Genomic DNA, 19,050 nt, shown 5'->3' on the forward strand with positions numbered 1-19,050 from the left:
CAATCCTTGATACCTTTATTCGATGGATATTTTCAGAACGGCGAACAAAGAGACCGGATTTCTGAATGGTCAATTCCTTCTGGCGATGCCGGGAATGGACGACAGCCGCTTCGCGCGTTCGGTTATCTACGTCTGTGCGCACTCGGAAAAGGGTGCCATGGGGCTGATCATCAATCGCCCACAGGAGATGGAATTCTCCGACATTCTCGTGCAGCTCGGCGTTCTCGATGAACATCAGGCCATCATGCTGCCTGACTGCACCCGCGATTTCATCGTGCGCAATGGCGGACCGGTGGAGATGCGCCGCGGCTTTGTCCTGCATTCCGACGATTATCTGACGGATTCCACCATGCCGGTTTCGGAAGAGATTTGCCTGACAGGCACGGTGGATATTCTGCGCGCCATATCCGGCGGCCGCGGCCCGCGCTGCGCCCTGATGACCCTGGGTTATTCCGGCTGGGCGGCGGGACAGCTTGAAAACGAGATCGCCAACAATGGCTGGCTTACCTGCCGCGCGCCGCAGGAACTGCTGTTCGACACCGACCTCGAGAGCAAGTACGACCGCTTGCTGGCGCATATGGGCGTTGACCCGTCACGCCTCGCCACCGTCGCCGGCCACGCCTGACCCCTACGATGCCTTTGACTGCTGGAACTGCTCGCGCAGCAGCTTTGTCGCGACATCGAGCGTCAGCGGCGGGCTGAACATGAAGCTCTGGGCATATTCGCAGCCCATCTGACGCAATTGCAGCGCGTCGCTCTCATTCTCGATGCCTTCCGTCACAACCGACAGTCCGAGGTCATGCGCCATGCTGATCATCGAGCGCAGCAGCGTGACTTTCTGCGGCTGTTCGGCCTTGAGGAATGACCGGTCGATCTTGATCATGTCGAAGGGGAACGAGGTGAGGTAGGAGAGGGACGAATAGCCCGTTCCGAAATCATCCAGCGATACACCGACGCCCATGGCCTTGATGCTGGAGAGAACATGGGCGGACCGCTCGGGATTCTCCATCATCAGGGATTCCGTCAGTTCCAGTTTCAGGCTGGCCGGATCGATCTGTGTCTGGGTCAGCACCGAGCGCACATCGTCGATGAGATCCTGACGGATCAGCTGGCTGCTCGATATGTTCACCGAGACAAACAGCGGCGTGGCGCCGATGGTGCGCTGCCAATTGACCAGGTCTTCCGCCGCATGCTGCATGACGAACAGGCCAAGCTGCACGATCAGCCCCGAGCTTTCGGCAATCGGGATGAATTCGGATGGCGGTATCGAGCCGCGGCGCGGGTGATCCCAGCGCATCAGGGCTTCAAAACCGGCAATGGTGTTGTCCTCCAACCGCACGATCGGCTGATAGGCAATGTGGATTTCGTGGCGTTCGAGCGCGCGGCGCAGGTCGGATTCGAGCTGCAGCTTGTCGCTGCCCACCGCACGGAACGCCGGACGGAAGGGTTCGATCCGGTCGCCGCCAAAGCGTTTCGCCTGGAACATGGCAAGCTCGGCGTCCTTCACGAGGTCTTCCGGAGAGGCCGTGCTGCCGCTGGTCCAGGTGATCAGGCCAAGCGATGCGGTCAGGACGATTTCGCGCTTGGCGAAGGCAATGGGCGCGCGGATGGCCTGTTTGACGGCTTCGGCAAAGGCGGCGATGCGCGCCGGCTCGACTTCCGATACCAGGATCAGGCCGAACTGATCGGCGGAGAGACGGCTCAACGTGTCCTGCGGCCGCAAAAGGCGATGCAGGCGCCGCGAGACGGTCAGAAGGAACGTATCGCCTGCCGACATGCCGAGCCCGTCATTGACCTGCTTGAAGCGGTCGATATCGATGATGAACACGGTCGGGCGGATCTTGCTTTCGGTCTGCGCCATGGTGATGACGGAGCCGAGGCGGTCGAGGAACAGTTCACGGTTGGGCAGGCCGGTCAGATTGTCGTGGACCGCATCGTGCAGCAGGCGCTCTTCGGCCTTTTTCTGCTCGGTCACATCGATGAGGGTGCCGACGCAGCGGACAATCTCACCGTCGGAACCGATCACCGGGCGGGCTTTCAGCGTGTACCAGTAGTAGTGGCCGTCATTGGCGCGCAGGCGGAAGGTCTGCGAGATGCGGCCGCGGCGGTTTTCCAGAATGACGTCGAGTGTGGTGCGGAAACGGTCGCGGTCATCGGCATGCAGCGTTGGCAGCCAGTTGCGCACGGCGCCATGCAGCGAACTCGCCGAAGCGCCGAGGAAATTGGTAAGGTCCGGCGTCGTGACAACGCGGTCGCGCGGCACGTCCCAGTCCCAGACGATGTCGCCGGAACCGATGATGGCCAGCGCCTGCCGCTCCACGTCGGAGAACAGCCCCTGCTGCAGGGCGCCGCCGGAAAAGGCGTGCTGCATCACCGTGAACCCGATGAGCAGGACGATCAGCACGAGGCCGCCGCCGAGCGCCGGCTGGACGATGTCATTGGCAAGAATGCCGGAGACGGTCAGCCAGCTTCCCAGCAGCCAGACAAGCAGGAGCAGCCAGGTCGGTATGAGCATGATCGCCCGGTCATAACTTCGGAATGAAAAGAAGCCGATGAGGACGATGCCGGCAATGACCGTCAGGGCAAAGGAAAAGCGCGCAATGCCGGACGCGATGGGCGGATCGAAGATGGCCACGCCGGAGAGAATACCGAGACCCAGAATCCAGGTCAGCGCGCCGTAGCTGAAATTGTCGTGCCATCGGTTGAGATTGAGGTAGGTGAAGAGAAAGATCACCAGTGTCGCCGCAAGCGCCACTTCGGTGCCCGCCCGCCAGACCTGTTCATTGCCGGGCGTGATCTCGATCAGCTTGTTCCAGAAGCCGAAATCCACGCAGATATAGGCAAGAACCGCCCAGGCCATGGCGGCGGTCGCGGGAAAGAGCGATGTTCCCTTGACGACAAAAAGAATGGTCAGGAACAGCGCGAGAAGACCGGCAATACCGAGCAGGATGCCGCGGTAAAGCGTGTAGGAATTGACCGTGTCCTTGTAGGCGTTCGGCTCCCACACATAGACCTGCGGCAGGTTGGGCGAGGCGAGCTCGGCGACGAAGGTGATGACCGAACCCGGATTGAGCGTGACCAGGAAAATGTCGGCGTCTTCGCTGGCCTGTCTGTCGAGGGCAAAGCCCTCACTGGGGGTGATGGAGGTGATGCGCGTCGAGCCGAGATCCGGCCAGATGAAACCCGATCCGACCAGGCGGAAATGCGGAGCGACGATCAGGCGGTCGATCTGTTCATCGGTGGGATTGGCCAGCGAGAAGGCCGCCCAGTCGCCGGTGGAACGGCTATCATTGGCCTGCACCTCGATGCGGCGGACAATGCCGTCGGTGCCAGGCGCCGTGGAAATCTGGAAGGTCTCGCCCTGGTTTCGGTAAATCTCCACGGCCTTGGACAGATCGAGTGCGGTGCTTTCCTTGGTGATCTTGATGGTTTCAAAGGCGCTGGCAGCCGACAGCATGGACATCATCAAAAAGAGGAGGACAAAAATCCTCGATAGGCCTTTCAGCATGTGTCCGGTCAATGATGCCACGAATTCAACCTTTGTTATTTGGCGCGCACATCGTCTTCTATGAGCGAGAAGAGCAGATGGTCTTGCCACGTACCATTTATTTTCAGGTAGGAGCGTAGCAGTCCTTCCCTCTGAAATCCGGCTTTTTCGAGAAGGCGGATCGATCTTTCATTGCTTGGAATACAGGCGGCTTCCAGACGGTGCAACCGGACTTTCGTAAAAGCGTGGGATATCAGCAGGCGCAGCGCTTCGCTCATATAGCCCTGACCGGCATAGGGCGCACCCATCCAGTAACCAATCATGCCGTTTTGGCCGACACCCCGCCGGATGTTGCCAAGCGTGATGCCGCCGAGAAGGCGGGAATCTGAATTGTGGAAAAGAAAGAAGGGATGCGCCGTTCCCGCCGCCGACTCGTCATCATAGTGCCGAATCCGGTGGCGGAATGCGCTGCGTTCCAGATCGTCATCGGCCCACAGCGGTTCCCATGGTGCAAGGAAATCCCGGCTCGTTGCGCGCAAATTTGCCCAGGCCCGATAATCGGAAACCTGTGGAGGGCGCAGATAAAGCCGTTCGCCCTGCAGCAAGGGCGAAGCGCTTTTCAGGAAGGGCAGGGCGATCATGGCGATGTGCCGTTGACGCTCTAGACCGCTATTTTTCGTGGGCTCGGCGTTGCCGTTGCCAGCCCATGTCGAATATCAGGGAACTTCATCAAGGGGGCGATTGGACCAACGGCAGCCAAAGTCGGCGATGCGTCGATGAACAGCCGCCCGGCAAGATCGGTCAGGCGTTCCGTGGTGATCTTGGACAGGCGCTCCACCAGTTCCTCGGTGGAAACGGCATGGCCGTAGAGCAGCATCTGGCGGGCAATCTGCCCGGCGCGGCTTGCCGCGCTCTCATGCGACATCAGCAGGCTGGCGCGGTACTGCGCCCGCGCGCGGTTCAATTCGTCCTGCCCGATGTTGCGGGCCGCTTCGTGCAGTTCGTTGATGATGACGGGGATGAGCTTTTTCAGGTGACTGCGTCCGGTCGCGGCATGGATACCGAAAACGCCGGTGTCGGAGAAACCCCAATGGAAGGCATAGACCGAATAGCACAGCCCGCGCTTTTCCCGCACTTCCTGAAACAGCCGCGAGGACATGCCGCCGCCAAGAATCATGGCAAGGAGCTGCGAAGCATAGAAATCGCGCACGTGATAGGCGCGGCCCTCGAAGCCGAGAACGACCTGCGCATCCATCAGGTCGCGCTGCTCGCGGAAGTCTCCGCCGACATAATGGGCGACATCGGGTTCCGGCGCCGTTGTCTTTGCCCGGAAAGAGCCAAGGCGGCTTTCCACTTCCCGGACGAAGTCGTCGTGCTTGACGCCGCCGGCCGCGACAACAACCATGCGCTCGGCGCTGTACTGGTCATCCATGTAGCGGCGCAGATCGGCCGATGAAAAGGACTGGACGGTTTCCGGCGTGCCGAGAATGGTGCGCCCGATCGTCTGATTGCGGAAGGCGGTTTCGGTGAAGCGGTCGAAGACCACGTCGTCGGGCGTGTCATGCGCCGCGCCGATCTCCTGCATGATCACGTTTTTCTCGCGTTCCAGCTCTTCCGCGTCAAATTTGGAGCTGTTGAGAATATCGGCGAGAATATCGATGGCCAGCGGCATGTCATCGCGCAGGACGCGGGCATAGAAGGATGTCGTTTCAACACTGGTGGCGGCGTTGATCTCGCCGCCCACATCCTCGATATCGGCGGCTATTTTCCAGGCGGAGCGATTTTCCGTTCCCTTGAAGGCCATATGTTCCAGAAGATGGGCAATACCGTGCTGATTGCTCGCCTCGTTACGTGATCCTGCCTTGACCCAGATGCCAAGGGCTACACTCTCCACATGCGGCATTGTCTCTGTCGCAATCGTCAGACCGTTGGAGAGGCGACTGATTTCAACGCCCATTCAATGCTCCTTACCTTGCCGCTCTTGAACGTCGGCTGACATACTCTTCCACATTTCTAAGGTCATTGGGAAGTACCGTATACTGTTCTTTTCGCTGCATGAGGTCGCCGAGCCAGAGCGGAAGCGCCGGATGAACGCCGCTTGCGGCTTCCACCGCATCGGGAAATTTGGCCGGATGCGCCGTCGCGAGAACAATGCTGGGTACGCCGGTCCCGACTTTTTCGCGTGCGACCTTCAGGCCGATGGCGGAATGCGGATCGAGCAGGTAGCCCGATTGTGCCAGAACATCCTTGATCACAAGCGCGGTATCCGCAGTGGTTGAGCGCCCCGCGTCGAATTCGCCGCGGATTTTCGCAAGCGGCGCGTCGGCAATGGTAAAGCTGCCGGACTGCTTCAGGCCGTCCATCAGGCGGCGAACCGCTGCGGCATCGCGGCCATGCGCCTCGAACAGCAGGCGTTCGAAATTCGACGAAACCTGAATGTCCATGGACGGCGACGTGGTGTGGAAGACGCCGCGTGTTTCGTATTTTCCCGTCTCGATTGTCCGGGTCAAAATATCGTTATCGTTGGTTGCGATCACCAGCCGGTCGATGGGAAGCCCCATGCGCTTGGCGACATAGCCGGCAAAAATATCGCCGAAATTGCCGGTCGGGACCGTGAAGGAAACCGGCCGGTCCGGACTGCCGAGGGCAACCGCCGCGGTGAAGTAATAAACGATCTGCGGCATGATGCGCGCCCAGTTGATCGAATTGACGCCCGACAACGAAAGGGAGTCGCGGAAGTTCAGGTCGTTGAACATGCCTTTGACCAGCGACTGGCAGTCGTCGAAGTTGCCCTCGATGGCCAGGGCATGCACGTTGGACGCTGCCGATGTCGTCATCTGCCGCTGCTGCACCGGCGAGACGCGGTTATGCGGGAACAGGATGAAGATATCCGTGCGGTCACGATTGGCGAAGGCTTCGATGGCCGCGCCGCCCGTGTCGCCTGATGTGGCGCCGACAATGGTCGCGCGCTGGTCGCGTTTGGCAAGGATGTAGTCCATCAGCCGGGCGAGCAGCTGCATGGCGACATCCTTGAATGCAAGGGTGGGGCCATGGAAAAGCTCAAGGACGAATTCGTTGTGGCCGGTCTGGATCAGCGGGCAGACCGCCTTGTGGCGGAACGTTGCATAGGCTTCATGCACCATGCGCTCGAAATCCGCCTGATCGATATCGCCGGCAATGAACGGGGTGAGGACGCGGATTGCCACCTCTTCGTAGCTCTTGCCGCGCAAGGCGCGAATCTCTTCAGGGGAAAACTGTGGAAACTCCTGAGGCAGATAAAGGCCGCCATCGCGCGCCAGACCAGCCAGAAGGGCATCGGAAAAGCCCAAAACCGGCGCTTCTCCGCGAGTGCTTGCATATTTCATATCATTCGCCTTTTGTACCGCGCTTGCGAGCCAGCCAACTCCTGTGGCAGAAAGCTGGAAAGCACCGTCGCATTCTTACCTCACCGTTGGTATAGAACAGGTCCGTTCGTCAAGGAAAGTTCAGTTCATGAAGTCAGAAACACATAAATCTCTGCCCTTCTATCAACTTTGCGGCATGATTTTCGCTGTGGGTCTTGCGGGATGCTCCACCAGCGGTGCCAAGGATGCATCGAAGGATCCGGCAGTACAGGAAGCACAGGCGCGTATCACCGCAACAGAACTGACCGCCTATTGCCCGCCGGTGACGATCCGTGAGGGAACAGCAATCTTCAACAATTACGGCAAGGCGCCAAAGGCACCGGAAAACCTGATCTATCAGGCATCGATCGCCGACGAGACGCGCTCCTGCCAGCGCAACGGCGGCGCGCTCGGGATGAATGTCGCCATTTCCGGCAAGGTCGTTCCCGGCCCGAAATTCAGCCCCGGCACGCTGACCATGCCGATCCGTGTTGCTGTCATGCAGGGATCGAATGTGCTGTATTCCAAGCTCTACCGGCAGCCGATTTCGGCGACCGATACCTCGGCCGCATCGCAGTTCATTTTCAACGATCCCAATGTCAGCTTCCCGACGCCGACGGCGAAGGACATTCAGGTCTTCGTCGGATTCGACGAAGGCCCGGATGATTCCCAGGCAAAGACCAAGACAAAAAAGAAGAAGTGAGAATAAGGCTGGCGCAGCCGGCTTTATGAAAAAGGCACCGCTTGGCGGTGCCTTTTGTTTTGTTTGAATGGCAGAAATCTGTGGTGCGTGGTTCGACAAGCTCACCATGAGGGAAGTGGTTTGGCTGCAATGCCAATCGCTAAGGTTGCAGAATAGTGCTCCCTGCAACCCTTACCCTCCTCATGGTGAGCTTGTCGAACCACGCACCACAGCATTGCTGCTATTTCAGCTTGCTCGGTTCGATCCTAGACGGCTTCGGACCAGACGGCCATGGCCTCGATAACGGCGTGGAGGTCGCGGTGGCGGCTGATGACGGTTTCAGCGCCGGCATCGGTCAGCTTGTCCGCGTGGCCCGGATAGGTATGGGCGCCGCCGGTAAAGCCGATAACTCGCATGCCGGCGGTCACTGCCGCATGCACGCCGTGCGCGGAGTCTTCGATCACGATGCAGCGGGCAGGATCGACGTTGAAATGCTTGGCGGCGTAGATGTAGACATCCGGCGCCGGCTTTGATTTCCGGGTTCCCACTTCGCGCGCCGAGAAAATATTGGGAGCGAAGAGTTCGTAAAGCGAGCTTTGCTCCAGCATCATCTTCAACGAAGCGCTGGTCGAGTTCGAGGCAATGCATTTGGGGTATTTGAGCGCGGCGACGACCGGTTCGATACCCTCGATGACATTCAGTTCATGGCGCAGCTTGTGGTCCATCTGACGGGCGGATTCCTCGATCAGCGACGCGGAAATCGGGACACCCGATTCTTTCTCCACCTGAATGAGGATGTCGGTCCAGGTCAGTCCGGCAAAGCGCTCGGCAATGGCCTCGGCCTCAATCGGATAGCCCGACTCCGTCAACAGTTTCGATTCGACTTCGGCGGCCAATATCTCTGAATCGACGAGCACGCCATCGCAGTCGAAAATAATCAGCTGGGGTTCCATTACGTCATACCTGTTCGTGAAAAATGGCTGCATCGCGCAGCTTTGGGTCAAGTCTGGGGGATTACCGGCATCGACTACACTCTTATTGGCGATGCGTCAAAGAAAAGCGCATTGTTTTCATTCACGGATATCGGTCGGCTTTAACGCGATGTTTACCCTGCTCGGTAACCATAAGGTCAGTTCAGTAACGCGTCTCCAGTAATCGAGTATCCCATGTCCGTTGTTCGTCTCGTCAATGACCTGCCCCAGGCTGCGCCGCAATCCTCCTGGCTCGACACGATCCTCAAAGGCGACTGTGTTGCCGCCCTCAATCGTTTGCCCGATCATTCGATCGATGTCATCTTTGCCGATCCGCCCTACAATCTGCAGCTTGACGGCGATCTGCATCGCCCGGACCAGTCAAAGGTCGATGCTGTTGATGATCATTGGGACCAGTTCGACAGTTTCCAGGCCTATGATGCCTTCACCCGCGCCTGGCTGCTTGCCTGCCGCCGCGTCCTGAAGCCGAACGGCACCATCTGGGTCATCGGCTCCTATCACAATATCTTCCGCGTTGGCGCCACCATGCAGGATCTCGGATTCTGGATGCTCAACGACATCATCTGGCGCAAGAACAACCCCATGCCGAATTTCCGTGGCCGCCGTTTCCAGAACGCGCATGAAACCATGATCTGGGCGTCGCGCGACCAGAAGGGCAAGGGCTACACCTTCAACTATGAAGCGATGAAGGCTGCCAATGACGATTTGCAGATGCGGTCCGACTGGCTGTTTCCCATTTGCACCGGTGCGGAGCGTCTGAAAGATGAGAATGGCGACAAGATCCACCCGACACAGAAGCCGGAAGCCCTCCTGGCCCGTATTCTCATGGCTTCGTCCAAACCCGGCGACATCATTCTCGATCCATTCTTCGGGTCGGGAACAACAGGCGCGGTCGCCAAACGTCTGGGCCGTCATTTTGTCGGCGTTGAACGGGAACAGAAATACATCGACGCGGCGATGAGCCGGATTGCCTCGGTCGAGGAGCTGGGCGGCGCCGAACTCAAGGTGATGACCGGCAAGCGGGCCGAGCCGCGTGTTGCCTTCGGCAGCATCGTCGAAGCAGGGCTCTTGAAGCCCGGCGTCGTCTTGAGCGACATTCGCCAGCGGCATGCGGCCATCGTGCGCGCTGACGGAACCGTTGCCAGCAATGGCGATGCGGGTTCGATCCACCGCATGGGCGCCAAGGTGCAGGGTTTTGACGCCTGCAACGGCTGGACGTTCTGGCACTATGAGGAAGACGGCAAGCTCAAGCCGATTGACGAACTGCGTAAGCAGGTCCGCGACGGAATGGTTTCCGCCGGCGTTTAAATCCCAATCCGATCGGACGAGACCTCCAGTACCGCTCTGATCCCGGAACGCCCAAGGTTCACCTTGGGCGTTTCGTTGTGTGCAGCGGATCAGACGCGGATGCCGAGGCGGTTGAGGTCAGCGCGCAGTGTTTGCGGATCGATGAACTGCACCGACTGCCATCCGGCGGCCTGCGCCCCGGCGACATTCTTGGCGCTGTCATCGATGAAAAGCGTGGCGGCGGGATCCACGCCGAATGTTGCGACGTGATGGTCATAGATCGCCTTGTCAGGCTTGATCAGGCCGATATCGCCGGAGATGGTCACGCCGCGGCTTTCCGTCAGGAATGGGAAACGCTGCCAGGCTTCGCGCAGCGTATCTGAGGCGAAATTCGTCAGCATCGTCACATCGTGCCCGTCGGCGATCAGCTGGCGCATGATGACGACACTGTCGTCGATGCTATGGGTGATCATCTGGTGCCAGTTCTGCCGGAAGGCGCGGATCTGGTTTTCGCGGTCGGGAAAATCGGCGATCAGCAGCGCTTCGGCATCGGCCCATTTGCGGCCGCGGTCCTGTTCGATGTTCCACTCGTGGGTGCAGACGTTGTCGAAGAACCATTTGCGCTCGGCCGCATCCGGGATGACACTGCGGAGAGCAACATCGGGATCATAGTGAATAAGAACCTGTCCGATGTCGAAAACGATGTGTTTGACGGGTGTCATGCCTCTTTCCTTCTTTTCTCGAAAGCATCCGGTATTGCGGCAGCAATGGCTTTTTTCATCACCGTCGGCAATGCCTCATTGTCCAGATTCTCCACACTGATCCACCAGCCATTCCCGCCGGCCGGCTTGCGCACGTTCCGGGCCTCGTAGATCGTCAGGCGCAGTTCAAAATGCGTGAAAATATGGGTTATCGTGCCGCTGGGCACCCATTCGGCATCAAAGGGAGCCGCATCGATACCCGTTTCGCCATCGATTCGGGCGGTCCACTCCGTCGTCGGCACCTCGGTCATGCCGCCAAGCAGTCCCGTTTGAGCGCGCCCGCGCAGATAGACTTCACCATTGGTGGAAACGGCGATGAACGCCGCGCCCAGCCGGATTGGCTTTTCCTTTTTGGGCGCCTTCACCGGGAAAAACTCCGGGTCCGTGGTTTTCAGGGCCTCGCAATTGTCGTTGAGGGGGCAGATCACGCAGGCCGGCCGCTTGGGCGTGCAGATGGTTGCGCCAAGGTCCATCATCGCCTGCGCAAAATCACCCGGCCGTTTGTCGGGGGTCAGCAGCTGCATCAGCCGCCGGATCTCGGGCTTTGCCGCGGGCAGGGGCGTCGACAGGGCATAGAGGCGCGTGATGACGCGCTCGACATTGCCGTCGACAACGGCAATCGGCATGCCGAAGGCAATGGATGCAATGGCCGCCGCCGTATAGTCGCCGATTCCCGGCAATGATTTGAGCCCGGCAAGATCGGCGGGGAAATGCCCGCCGAAGTCCGCTGCCACGATATCGGCGCACTTTTTCAGGTTGCGCGCCCGGGAATAATAGCCGAGCCCGGCCCAGGCGCGCATCACGTCATCCTGGCTGGCGGCAGCCAGGTCCATGACCGTCGGCCACTTGCGTATGAAGGTCAGGAAATAGGGTTTTACCGCCTCGACCGTCGTCTGCTGAAGCATGATTTCCGACAGCCAGATGCGGTAGGGATTAGCTACAATTCCGGACTTGTGATCCCCCGGCGTTATGCGCCAGGGTAAAATGCGATGATGGCTATCATACCAGGCGAGCAGTTCATTCGTTATTGGTTGCATCAATTCAAAACTGCTTTACAGGGAAGTGAAGTGACATTTCTCATGAAACGGTTGCGAAAGTAAATTCAAGAACATTCGGATTCATAAATGTTCCCAGCTCAGTTGACCAACGCCCTGCTGCTACCCACAAAAGGGCGTCTCGTCGGTATTGATCGCAACAATCGCATCTTCACTTTCCTGTTTGCACTTTTCCCCGGCCTGCTGGTCAGCGGAACCTCGGTAACGCTGGTCTGCGCCTTCCTCTGGGCGATAATTTCCCTGATCCTGCGACGCTTTCCCTGGCAGATGACACGCCAGGACCGCATCATCGGCTGGATTTTTACCGCCTATGTCCTGGTGACGGTTCTCGTCGTGCTTCTCAGCCCGAATCTGGCGAAGGGCGCTGAATATCTCTTGAAGATGATCCCGTTCCTGGCGGTCTGGGCCATTATCCCCAGGCTGAGGGTGAGTCTCGACGGACGTATCGGTCCGTTCTTCGTGACCGGCGCGGGCATCGGAATGATCGGCGCCCTGATCTACAGCGTGGTCCAGATGCTCCTGCATGAGAGCCGGGCCACCGGCGGTGCGGGCAACGCAGCGGTTTTCGGGCTGTTCGCCGTGCTGTTCGGCAGCATCGCCCTGCTCAATGTCCACTCACAAAGCAAAACCGAACGGCTGATTGCGGTTGCAGGCTTCACCTGCGGGCTGGTCTGCGTGTTCCTTTCCGGCACCCGGTCGGCCTGGCTCGTCATCCCGTTTCACTGCGCCATCCTGTTCTGGTACCTGCGCGGCCAGACGCTGCCCTCGATCAATCGAACCGTTAAATTATTGATGGCGCTCCTGCTCGTGGTCGTGGCTCTTGCGGCAGTCCCGAAGGTCATGGACCGCTACAGCGCATTGCAGACCGACATCGTGCGGCTGGACGAAGATCCCAACGACATCAGCTCGCTGAGTGCCCGGCTTCTGCTGTGGAGCGGGGCTGAAAAGGCATTTCTCGCGTCACCGCTTGTCGGACAGGGCCCGCAAAACCGCATGCAGTCGGTCAACAGGGCTTTGGATCTGCCTCCCGAGAAGTATATGCTGTTCACGCATGTCCATAACGGCTTTTTGAATGCGGCAGTCGATGGCGGGGTGCTGGGGGTTCTGGCGCTGCTTCTGCTGCTGTCGGCCCCCATCGTCGCCGCGCGCCTGAAGGAACCCGGACCCGGGCGGGATTTGACAACGGCGCTTTCCTTGCTGCTCGTGACGGCCTATGTGATCACGGGAATGTTTGGCATCATGTTCGGGCACGACGCGACCGACGCGGTCTTCATCTATGTGACGCTGCTCATTTGCACGATTTCCGGTTCGACACCCTATCTGTCGGTGAGGGAAATCGCGGACCGCGCCGAACAAGACAAAGCCGCACTAGCGGCATGATAATGGGTTGGGGATAAAGTTCTGACATGAAAGCGATTGTTACCGGAGCGGCAGGCTTTATCGGCTTTCACGTGGCAAGGCGGCTCGCCAGGGAAGGCTTTGAGGTCATCGCCATCGACAACCTCAATGACTACTATCAGGTGGCCCTCAAGGAAACGCGCCTGTCGGCGCTCGATGGCCAGTCCAATATCCGTTTTGCCCGCGCCAATATTGCCAGGCCCGAGGAATTGCGTGCCGCGATTGCCGGCGACACCGATGCGGATGTCATCGTGCATCTGGCGGCTCAGGCGGGTGTGCGCTACTCCGTGGAAAATCCCGCCGCCTATGTCGATGCCAATGTTCAGGGACAGGTGACTGTGTTTGAACAGGCGCGCGTGATGCCGAAGCAGCCGCCGGTCGTCTATGCAAGCTCGTCGTCGGTTTACGGCGCCAACACCAAGGTGCCGTTTTCCGAGAGCGATCCGGTCAACAATCCGGTGTCCGTCTATGCGGCGACAAAGCGCTCTGCTGAACTGCTGGCCTATTCCTATGCGCATGTCCACAAGGTCGCTTCGACGGGCCTGCGATTCTTCACGGTCTATGGCCCCTATGGCCGTCCTGACATGGCGCCCTGGCTGTTCACGGACGCCATTTCAAAGGGCGAGCCGATTAAGGTCTATAATCACGGCAAGATGGCGCGCGATTTCACCTTCATCGATGATATTGTCAGCGGCGTGCTTGGTGCGGTGAACCGCATCCTGTCCAATCCGGCGGAAACTGCACCGGTCTACAATCTCGGCAACAACAATCCGGTGGCTTTGCTGCGCTTTATCGAAATCATCGAGCAGGCTGTGGGACGCGAAGCCGTCAAAAAGTTCGAGCCGATGCCGCCGGCGGATGTCGAGCGGACCTATGCCGACATCGACCTTGCCACGCGTGATCTCGGCTTCTGCCCGAAGACGACGCTGGAGGAGGGTATTCCCCTGTTTGTCGAATGGTTTCGCGGCTATAATGGCCGCTGACGCTTCCATTCCGGACATGCAAGGCAGTTTGCACCATGAGCGATGACCGCAAGCAAAGGGGATTCCGGCCATTGGCCGATCCCGCATCGGGCGTGCTCGATCCTGTCTTGCGCAAGCGCGCCGGGATCACGATAGAGCTTGTTCAGGCTTGGGAAGAAGTGGTTGGCCCCGCTCTTGGTGACCAGTCCCGCCCGCTGAAGCTGCTGTGGCCGCGCCGTGCGCATGAGGACGACCCGTTCCAGCCGGCGACACTGGTGATTGCCTGCCAGGGGTTTACCGCCATGCGCATCCAGCACGAGACCGGTGAAATCATCAGCCGGGTCAATGCCTTTCTCGGATTTGCCGCGGTCGGCCGCATCAAGATCGAGCAGAAGGCCATCACGCTGCCTGCGCCGAAGCGGCGTGCATTGCCGCCGGTCGACGCGGCAACCAGAGGGAAGATCAGTCGCGTCGTCGAAGCCATCGAGGACGATAGCCTGCGCGAGGCGCTGGAACGGCTCGGGCAAAGCATCCACGCGGAAAAGGTCAAGCGCTGAAACACGTTCTGCCTGATTTTATCCCGTTCAGATCACGAAAAATTCAAAGACAGATGGCAAGCTCTGCCTTAAAGAGACTGCCATAGGGCTCTACGGAGTCAAACAACGCATAATCAACACCGGAGACAGGTGATCCTTATGACTGACATGCTGACACGCCGAAACATTCTGACCCTCGCGGCCGTATCGACGGCGGCGCTCGCTGTGACTGCGGGCAACCCGGCATGGTCAGAAGATGCGGCCAAGCCCGCCGCGACACCGGTGCCCGGTACGCCCGCCGACGTCAAGATTCCGGAATCCGCCGGAAAGGTCGATCAGGCCAAGCTGATGGAGCAGGGTCCTCTCAAGGATATCGTGCTGGGCAAGGCCGATGCCCCCGTCACCATCGTCGAATACGCGTCGATGACCTGCCCGCATTGCGCCCACTTCACCGTTGCCACGCTGCCGACGATCAAGGAAAAGTACATCGACACGGGCAAGGCCAAGCTCATCCTGCGCGAATTCCCGTTCGATCCGCGCGCTGCCGCTGCCTTCATGCTCGCCCGCTGCGCGCCGGAAGACCGCTACTATCCGCTTGTCGATGTGCTGTTCAAACAGCAGGAACAGTGGGCCGCATCGGCAAATGCAGTAGAACCTTTGATGCAAATCTCCAAATTGGCCGGTTTTACACAGGAGTCGTTCAACGCTTGCTTGACGAACCAAAAACTTCTGGATGATGTGAATGCATCGCGTGACCGCGGAGCCAAGGATTTCGGCGTCAATGCAACGCCGACCTTCTTCATCAACGGCACGAAATATGCAGGAGCCCTATCGGTTGACGAAATGTCAGCGATTATCGACGGTCTACTCTGATAGCTGCCTGTTGAATTCAGGCGGACGCCTTGCCGCGTCCGCCCTTGCGGTTTTGTGCGGGAAGGGCCTCTGATGCGCTTCACGAAACTCCGCCTCCTCGGTTTCAAATCCTTCGTCGAACCCGCCGAATTCGTCATTGAAAGCGGATTGACCGGCGTTGTCGGCCCCAATGGCTGCGGCAAGTCCAATCTCGTGGAAGCCCTGCGCTGGGTCATGGGCGAAAGCTCCTACAAGAACATGCGCGCATCCGGCATGGATGACGTCATTTTCTCCGGCTCCGGCACGCGCCCGTCGCGCAATACGGCCGAAGTCACGCTCTTTCTAGACAATCATGATCGCAGTGCCCCGGCAACCTTCAACGATGCCGATGAACTGCAGGTGTCGCGCCGCATCGAACGCGAGGCGGGCTCGGTCTACCGCATCAACGGCAAGGATGCCCGCGCCAAGGACGTGCAGCTGCTGTTCGCGGATCAGTCGACCGGCGCCCGGTCGCCATCCATGGTCGGTCAGGGCCGCATTGGCGAACTTATCCAGGCCAAGCCGCAGGCCCGCCGGGCACTTCTCGAAGAAGCTGCCGGCATATCCGGCCTGCACACCCGCCGCCACGAAGCGGAACTGCGCCTGCGGGCAGCGGAACAAAATCTGGAGCGGCTGGAAGACGTCGTCGGCGAGCTGGAAACCCAGATCGAGAGCCTGAAACGGCAATCGCGCCAGGCCAATCGCTTCAAGAGCCTGTCGGCGGATATCCGCCGTTCCGAAGCGATCCTCCTGCATCTGAAGTGGGCGGTCGCCAAAAATCAAGAGGCCGAGGCGCAATCGGCTCTGTCTGCCGCAACATCAGGGGTTGGGGATTTCGCTCAGGTCCAGATGAACGCGGCGAAGGAACAGGCAATCGGCGCGCACAAGCTGCCGGATCTGCGTGAGGCGGAAGCCAAGGCTGCCGCGGCCCTGCAGCGCCTGACCATCGCCCGTTCGCAGATCGAGGAAGAGGCCCAGCGCATCCGGGCCCGCCAGTCGGAACTGGAAAAGCGTCTGGCCCAGCTCACCGCCGATATCGCCCGCGAAGAGCAGATGGTGCGCGATAATGCCGATATTCTGGCGCGCCTCGATGCGGAAGAGCGTTCGCTCAATCAGGACAACGCCAATGCCGGCGAACACGAACTGGAAACCCGCGCTGATTTTGAACGCGCCGATGCCAAGCTCCGGGAAAGCGAAGCGGCCCTTGCCAAGGTAACTGCTGAACGCGCCGAAGCCACCGCCGAACGGGCGCAGATCGAGCGCAATTTGCGCGAAAGCACGGAGCGCCGCGACCGCCTTGCCCGCCAGATGGGCGATGTGGAACGCGATCTCGCGGCGATAGCAGCGCAGATTGCGGCTCTTGCCGATCCCATCGAGAAGCAGGCGCTGGTTGAAGCCGCCGAGGCAACGCTCGAGCAGGCCGAGGAAGCCGCCCTGGCTGCGGAAGCGGCCGTCGAGACGGCGCGCCGCACGGAAGCGCAGTTGCGCCAGCCGGTGCAGGACGCGCGCAGCAATCTCAACCGCATCGAGACTGAAGCCCGCACCTTGGCCAAGATGATCAATGTCGGCGGGTCGGACCTGTTTCCCGCTGTTGTCGAAGCGGTAAAGGTCGAAAAGGGGTTTGAAATCGCCCTTGGCGCGGCGCTCGGTGAAGATCTCGACGCGCCGCTGGATCGCAGCGCCCCGGTTTTCTGGGGTGATGTGGACGGTGCCGGTGATGATCCCGCACTGCCGGCCGGGCTGAAAACCCTTGCCAGTGTGGTCAAGGCGCCGCGCCAGCTGACCCGTCGTCTTGCCCAGATCGGCATTGTCGACGAAGCGGACGGCGCACGCATTCAGGCATCGTTGAAGCCGGGTCAGCGACTGGTCAGCCGTTCCGGTGCGCTGTGGCGCTGGGATGGCTATACGGCAAGCGCCGATGCACCGACACCGGCGGCACAGCGTCTGGCCCAGAAAAACCGCCTGGCCGAGCTGGACGTCGAGGTTGTCGAAGCGACGAAGCGCCTGCGTGAGGCGGAAGCAGCGATCGCTGCGGCCGAAGCTGCCGTGCGGCAATCGGTCGAGAATGAACGCACGGCTCGCGATCACTGGCGGGCCATGCAGCGCGCCGTCAGCGATGCGCGTGAGGCGCTTGCATCAGCCGAACGGGCTGCAGGCCAGCTTTCCAGCCGCCGCGCCGCTTTGGACGAGGGCAAGGCCCGCCTCGCCGAAACGCTTGAAGAAACACAGGAACAGTTCCTTGAGGCAGAAGACCGGCTGGCCCGCGCGCCGGATCTGGAAGAGGTCAATATCCGCCTTAGCCAGCTGACCGCAGAAGTCATGACCGACCGGGCGGCGCTCGCCGAGGCACGTGCCGTGCATGAAGGGTTGCGCCGCGAGGCCGAGAACCGCATGCGGCGCCTGGAGTCCATCGGGTTTGAACGCAGGAGCTGGAACGACCGCGCGCTGAATGCCGACCGCCAGATTGAATCCCTGACCGAGCGGCGGCAGGAAGCGGAAGAAGAGTTTGCCGATCTGGTCGATGCGCCCGATGAAATTGCCGAACGCAACCGGGCGCTGCTGTCGCAGCTCTCGCAAGCGGAAGCGTTGCGCAAGGAGGCCGGTGATCGTCTGGCCGTGGCGGAAGCGCGTCAGCAGGAATTGGACCGCGCTGCCACCGATGCCATTCAGGCACTGGCCACGGCGCGTGAAGGCCGGGCACGGTCGGAAGAGCGTCTTGCCGCGGCGCAGGAACGCCGCCATGACGCCGAAACACGCATTGCCGAAGCTCTCAACTGCGCGCCGCACGAAGCAATGAAGCTGACCGGCCTTGGCCCCAACGATCCCTTGCCGGATGTCGATGCGACGGACCGCAATCTGGAACGGCTCAAGATCGAGCGCGAGCGTCTCGGTGCCGTCAACCTGCGGGCCGAGGAAGAGCAGGAAGAGTTGTCGGCGCGGCTCGAGGCGATTGTCAGCGAGCGCGAAGACATTATCGAGGCGGTCAAGAAACTGCGCCAGGCGATCCAGAGCCTCAATCGCGAGGGGCGCGAGCGTCTGCTTGCCGCGTTCGAGGTGGTGAATGCGCAGTTCCAGCGTCTGTTCACGCATCTGTTCGGCGGCGGCACGGCGGAGCTGCAATTGATTGAATCGGAAGACCCGCTCGAAGCCGGTCTTGAAATTCTTGCCCGCCCGCCCGGCAAGAAGCCGCAGACCATGACGCTGCTGTCCGGCGGCGAGCAGGCCCTGACCGCAATGGCGCTGATCTTTGCAGTGTTCCTGACCAATCCGGCACCGATCTGCGTGCTGGACGAGGTGGATGCGCCGCTCGATGATCACAATGTCGAGCGCTTCTGCAACCTGATGGACGAGATGGCGGCATCCACCGAAACACGGTTTGTCGTCATCACCCACAACCCGATCACCATGGCGCGCATGAACCGTCTCTTCGGTGTCACGATGGCCGAGCAGGGCGTCAGCCAGCTGGTGTCGGTCGATCTCCAGACCGCCGAGCAGCTGCGCGAGGCGAGCTGATACCAGACTGCTTCAAGCTTGAAATGACGAAGGATTTCAAAGATTAACGCGGATTTACTCTGCTAATCGATTTGAATGGTGCAATGCAGCATTTTTTGGTGGT

The 19,050-nt window shown here is 60.1% G+C and carries 15 protein-coding genes; 8 read left to right on the forward strand and 7 right to left on the reverse strand.

Annotated features, from left to right (window positions below):
- Positions 1–22: 22 nt before the first annotated feature.
- Entirely contained in the window at positions 23–625 is a 603-nt protein-coding gene (locus tag AC1Q5O_RS01205) for a YqgE/AlgH family protein (protein WP_223611527.1), read from the forward strand.
- 3 nt (positions 626–628) lie between these two features.
- On the opposite strand, the gene AC1Q5O_RS01210 is transcribed toward AC1Q5O_RS01205, so the two are convergent.
- From AC1Q5O_RS01210 to thrC, 4 genes are read right to left on the reverse strand one after another with little or no spacing between them, the layout of a single operon-like run.
- Positions 629–3,508, reverse strand: a complete 2,880-nt coding sequence (locus AC1Q5O_RS01210; protein ID WP_223612378.1) for an EAL domain-containing protein — start codon at positions 3,506–3,508, stop codon at positions 629–631.
- Positions 3,509–3,543: 35 nt separating this feature from the next.
- A complete protein-coding gene (locus AC1Q5O_RS01215) occupies positions 3,544–4,128 on the reverse strand; it encodes a GNAT family N-acetyltransferase (RefSeq protein ID WP_492561633.1) in 585 nt (194 codons plus the stop codon).
- A 20-nt stretch (positions 4,129–4,148) separates the two neighbouring features.
- Positions 4,149–5,444 carry a M16 family metallopeptidase gene (locus AC1Q5O_RS01220; RefSeq protein ID WP_492561634.1) on the reverse strand — a complete coding sequence of 432 codons (1,296 nt, stop codon included), beginning with the start codon at positions 5,442–5,444 and terminating at the stop codon, positions 4,149–4,151.
- A 10-nt stretch (positions 5,445–5,454) separates the two neighbouring features.
- Complete coding sequence (gene thrC / locus AC1Q5O_RS01225; protein ID WP_492561636.1) at positions 5,455–6,852, reverse strand: threonine synthase; 1,398 nt, start codon at positions 6,850–6,852, stop codon at positions 5,455–5,457.
- Positions 6,853–6,979: 127 nt separating this feature from the next.
- Here thrC and AC1Q5O_RS01230 point away from each other — a divergent pair, with 127 nt between their 5' ends.
- Positions 6,980–7,573 carry a hypothetical protein gene (locus AC1Q5O_RS01230; protein ID WP_492561637.1) on the forward strand — a complete coding sequence of 198 codons (594 nt, stop codon included), beginning with the start codon at positions 6,980–6,982 and terminating at the stop codon, positions 7,571–7,573.
- Between the two features lie 245 nt (positions 7,574–7,818).
- Here AC1Q5O_RS01230 and AC1Q5O_RS01235 read toward each other — a convergent pair whose 3' ends face one another.
- Positions 7,819–8,505 carry an HAD family hydrolase gene (locus AC1Q5O_RS01235; RefSeq protein ID WP_492561638.1) on the reverse strand — a complete coding sequence of 229 codons (687 nt, stop codon included), beginning with the start codon at positions 8,503–8,505 and terminating at the stop codon, positions 7,819–7,821.
- Between the two features lie 213 nt (positions 8,506–8,718).
- Here AC1Q5O_RS01235 and AC1Q5O_RS01240 point away from each other — a divergent pair, with 213 nt between their 5' ends.
- Positions 8,719–9,852, forward strand: a complete 1,134-nt coding sequence (locus AC1Q5O_RS01240; protein WP_464662933.1) for a site-specific DNA-methyltransferase — start codon at positions 8,719–8,721, stop codon at positions 9,850–9,852.
- Positions 9,853–9,941: 89 nt separating this feature from the next.
- Here AC1Q5O_RS01240 and AC1Q5O_RS01245 read toward each other — a convergent pair whose 3' ends face one another.
- Together AC1Q5O_RS01245 and mutY are read right to left on the reverse strand one after the other, a co-directional pair.
- On the reverse strand, positions 9,942–10,553 hold the full coding sequence (locus tag AC1Q5O_RS01245) for an HAD family hydrolase (protein WP_492561639.1): 612 nt from the start codon (positions 10,551–10,553) through the stop codon (positions 9,942–9,944).
- Positions 10,550–11,629: an A/G-specific adenine glycosylase gene (gene mutY / locus AC1Q5O_RS01250; RefSeq protein WP_492561640.1), complete on the reverse strand. Its 1,080-nt coding sequence runs from the start codon at positions 11,627–11,629 to the stop codon at positions 10,550–10,552. The genes AC1Q5O_RS01245 and mutY overlap by 4 nt, the downstream gene beginning before the upstream one ends.
- Positions 11,630–11,716: 87 nt before the next feature.
- On the opposite strand from mutY, the gene AC1Q5O_RS01255 reads away from it, so the two are divergent.
- The 5 genes from AC1Q5O_RS01255 to smc all read left to right on the forward strand — a co-directional run bounded on the left by AC1Q5O_RS01255 (position 11,717) and on the right by smc (position 18,947).
- The gene (locus tag AC1Q5O_RS01255) at positions 11,717–13,027 is read left to right on the forward strand and encodes an O-antigen ligase family protein (protein ID WP_492561641.1); all 1,311 of its coding nucleotides are present in this window, start codon (positions 11,717–11,719) and stop codon (positions 13,025–13,027) included.
- A gap of 26 nt (positions 13,028–13,053) precedes the next feature.
- Positions 13,054–14,028, forward strand: coding sequence for an SDR family NAD(P)-dependent oxidoreductase (locus AC1Q5O_RS01260; RefSeq protein ID WP_492561642.1), 975 nt, complete (start codon positions 13,054–13,056; stop codon positions 14,026–14,028).
- Between the two features lie 35 nt (positions 14,029–14,063).
- Positions 14,064–14,564 (forward strand): DUF721 domain-containing protein, encoded by a 501-nt coding sequence (locus AC1Q5O_RS01265; RefSeq protein ID WP_492561643.1) that lies wholly within the window; start codon positions 14,064–14,066, stop codon positions 14,562–14,564.
- 138 nt (positions 14,565–14,702) lie between these two features.
- Positions 14,703–15,416, forward strand: a complete 714-nt coding sequence (locus tag AC1Q5O_RS01270) for a DsbA family protein (RefSeq protein WP_223611515.1) — start codon at positions 14,703–14,705, stop codon at positions 15,414–15,416.
- Positions 15,417–15,488: 72 nt separating this feature from the next.
- Complete coding sequence (gene smc, locus AC1Q5O_RS01275; protein WP_492561644.1) at positions 15,489–18,947, forward strand: chromosome segregation protein SMC; 3,459 nt, start codon at positions 15,489–15,491, stop codon at positions 18,945–18,947.
- Positions 18,948–19,050: the final 103 nt, after the last annotated feature.

The organism is Phyllobacterium sp. MT110 (genome assembly GCF_058792715.1).

Coding starts and splice junctions, on each gene's coding strand:
- AC1Q5O_RS01205 (WP_223611527.1), top strand. CDS start 23: ATGGATATTTTCAGAACGGCGAACAAAGAGACCGGATTTCTGAATGGT.
- AC1Q5O_RS01210 (WP_223612378.1), bottom strand. CDS start 3,508: ATGCTGAAAGGCCTATCGAGGATTTTTGTCCTCCTCTTTTTGATGATG.
- AC1Q5O_RS01215 (WP_492561633.1), bottom strand. CDS start 4,128: ATGATCGCCCTGCCCTTCCTGAAAAGCGCTTCGCCCTTGCTGCAGGGC.
- AC1Q5O_RS01220 (WP_492561634.1), bottom strand. CDS start 5,444: ATGGGCGTTGAAATCAGTCGCCTCTCCAACGGTCTGACGATTGCGACA.
- thrC (WP_492561636.1), bottom strand. CDS start 6,852: ATGAAATATGCAAGCACTCGCGGAGAAGCGCCGGTTTTGGGCTTTTCC.
- AC1Q5O_RS01230 (WP_492561637.1), top strand. CDS start 6,980: ATGAAGTCAGAAACACATAAATCTCTGCCCTTCTATCAACTTTGCGGC.
- AC1Q5O_RS01235 (WP_492561638.1), bottom strand. CDS start 8,505: ATGGAACCCCAGCTGATTATTTTCGACTGCGATGGCGTGCTCGTCGAT.
- AC1Q5O_RS01240 (WP_464662933.1), top strand. CDS start 8,719: ATGTCCGTTGTTCGTCTCGTCAATGACCTGCCCCAGGCTGCGCCGCAA.
- AC1Q5O_RS01245 (WP_492561639.1), bottom strand. CDS start 10,553: ATGACACCCGTCAAACACATCGTTTTCGACATCGGACAGGTTCTTATT.
- mutY (WP_492561640.1), bottom strand. CDS start 11,629: ATGCAACCAATAACGAATGAACTGCTCGCCTGGTATGATAGCCATCAT.
- AC1Q5O_RS01255 (WP_492561641.1), top strand. CDS start 11,717: ATGTTCCCAGCTCAGTTGACCAACGCCCTGCTGCTACCCACAAAAGGG.
- AC1Q5O_RS01260 (WP_492561642.1), top strand. CDS start 13,054: ATGAAAGCGATTGTTACCGGAGCGGCAGGCTTTATCGGCTTTCACGTG.
- AC1Q5O_RS01265 (WP_492561643.1), top strand. CDS start 14,064: ATGAGCGATGACCGCAAGCAAAGGGGATTCCGGCCATTGGCCGATCCC.
- AC1Q5O_RS01270 (WP_223611515.1), top strand. CDS start 14,703: ATGACTGACATGCTGACACGCCGAAACATTCTGACCCTCGCGGCCGTA.
- smc (WP_492561644.1), top strand. CDS start 15,489: ATGCGCTTCACGAAACTCCGCCTCCTCGGTTTCAAATCCTTCGTCGAA.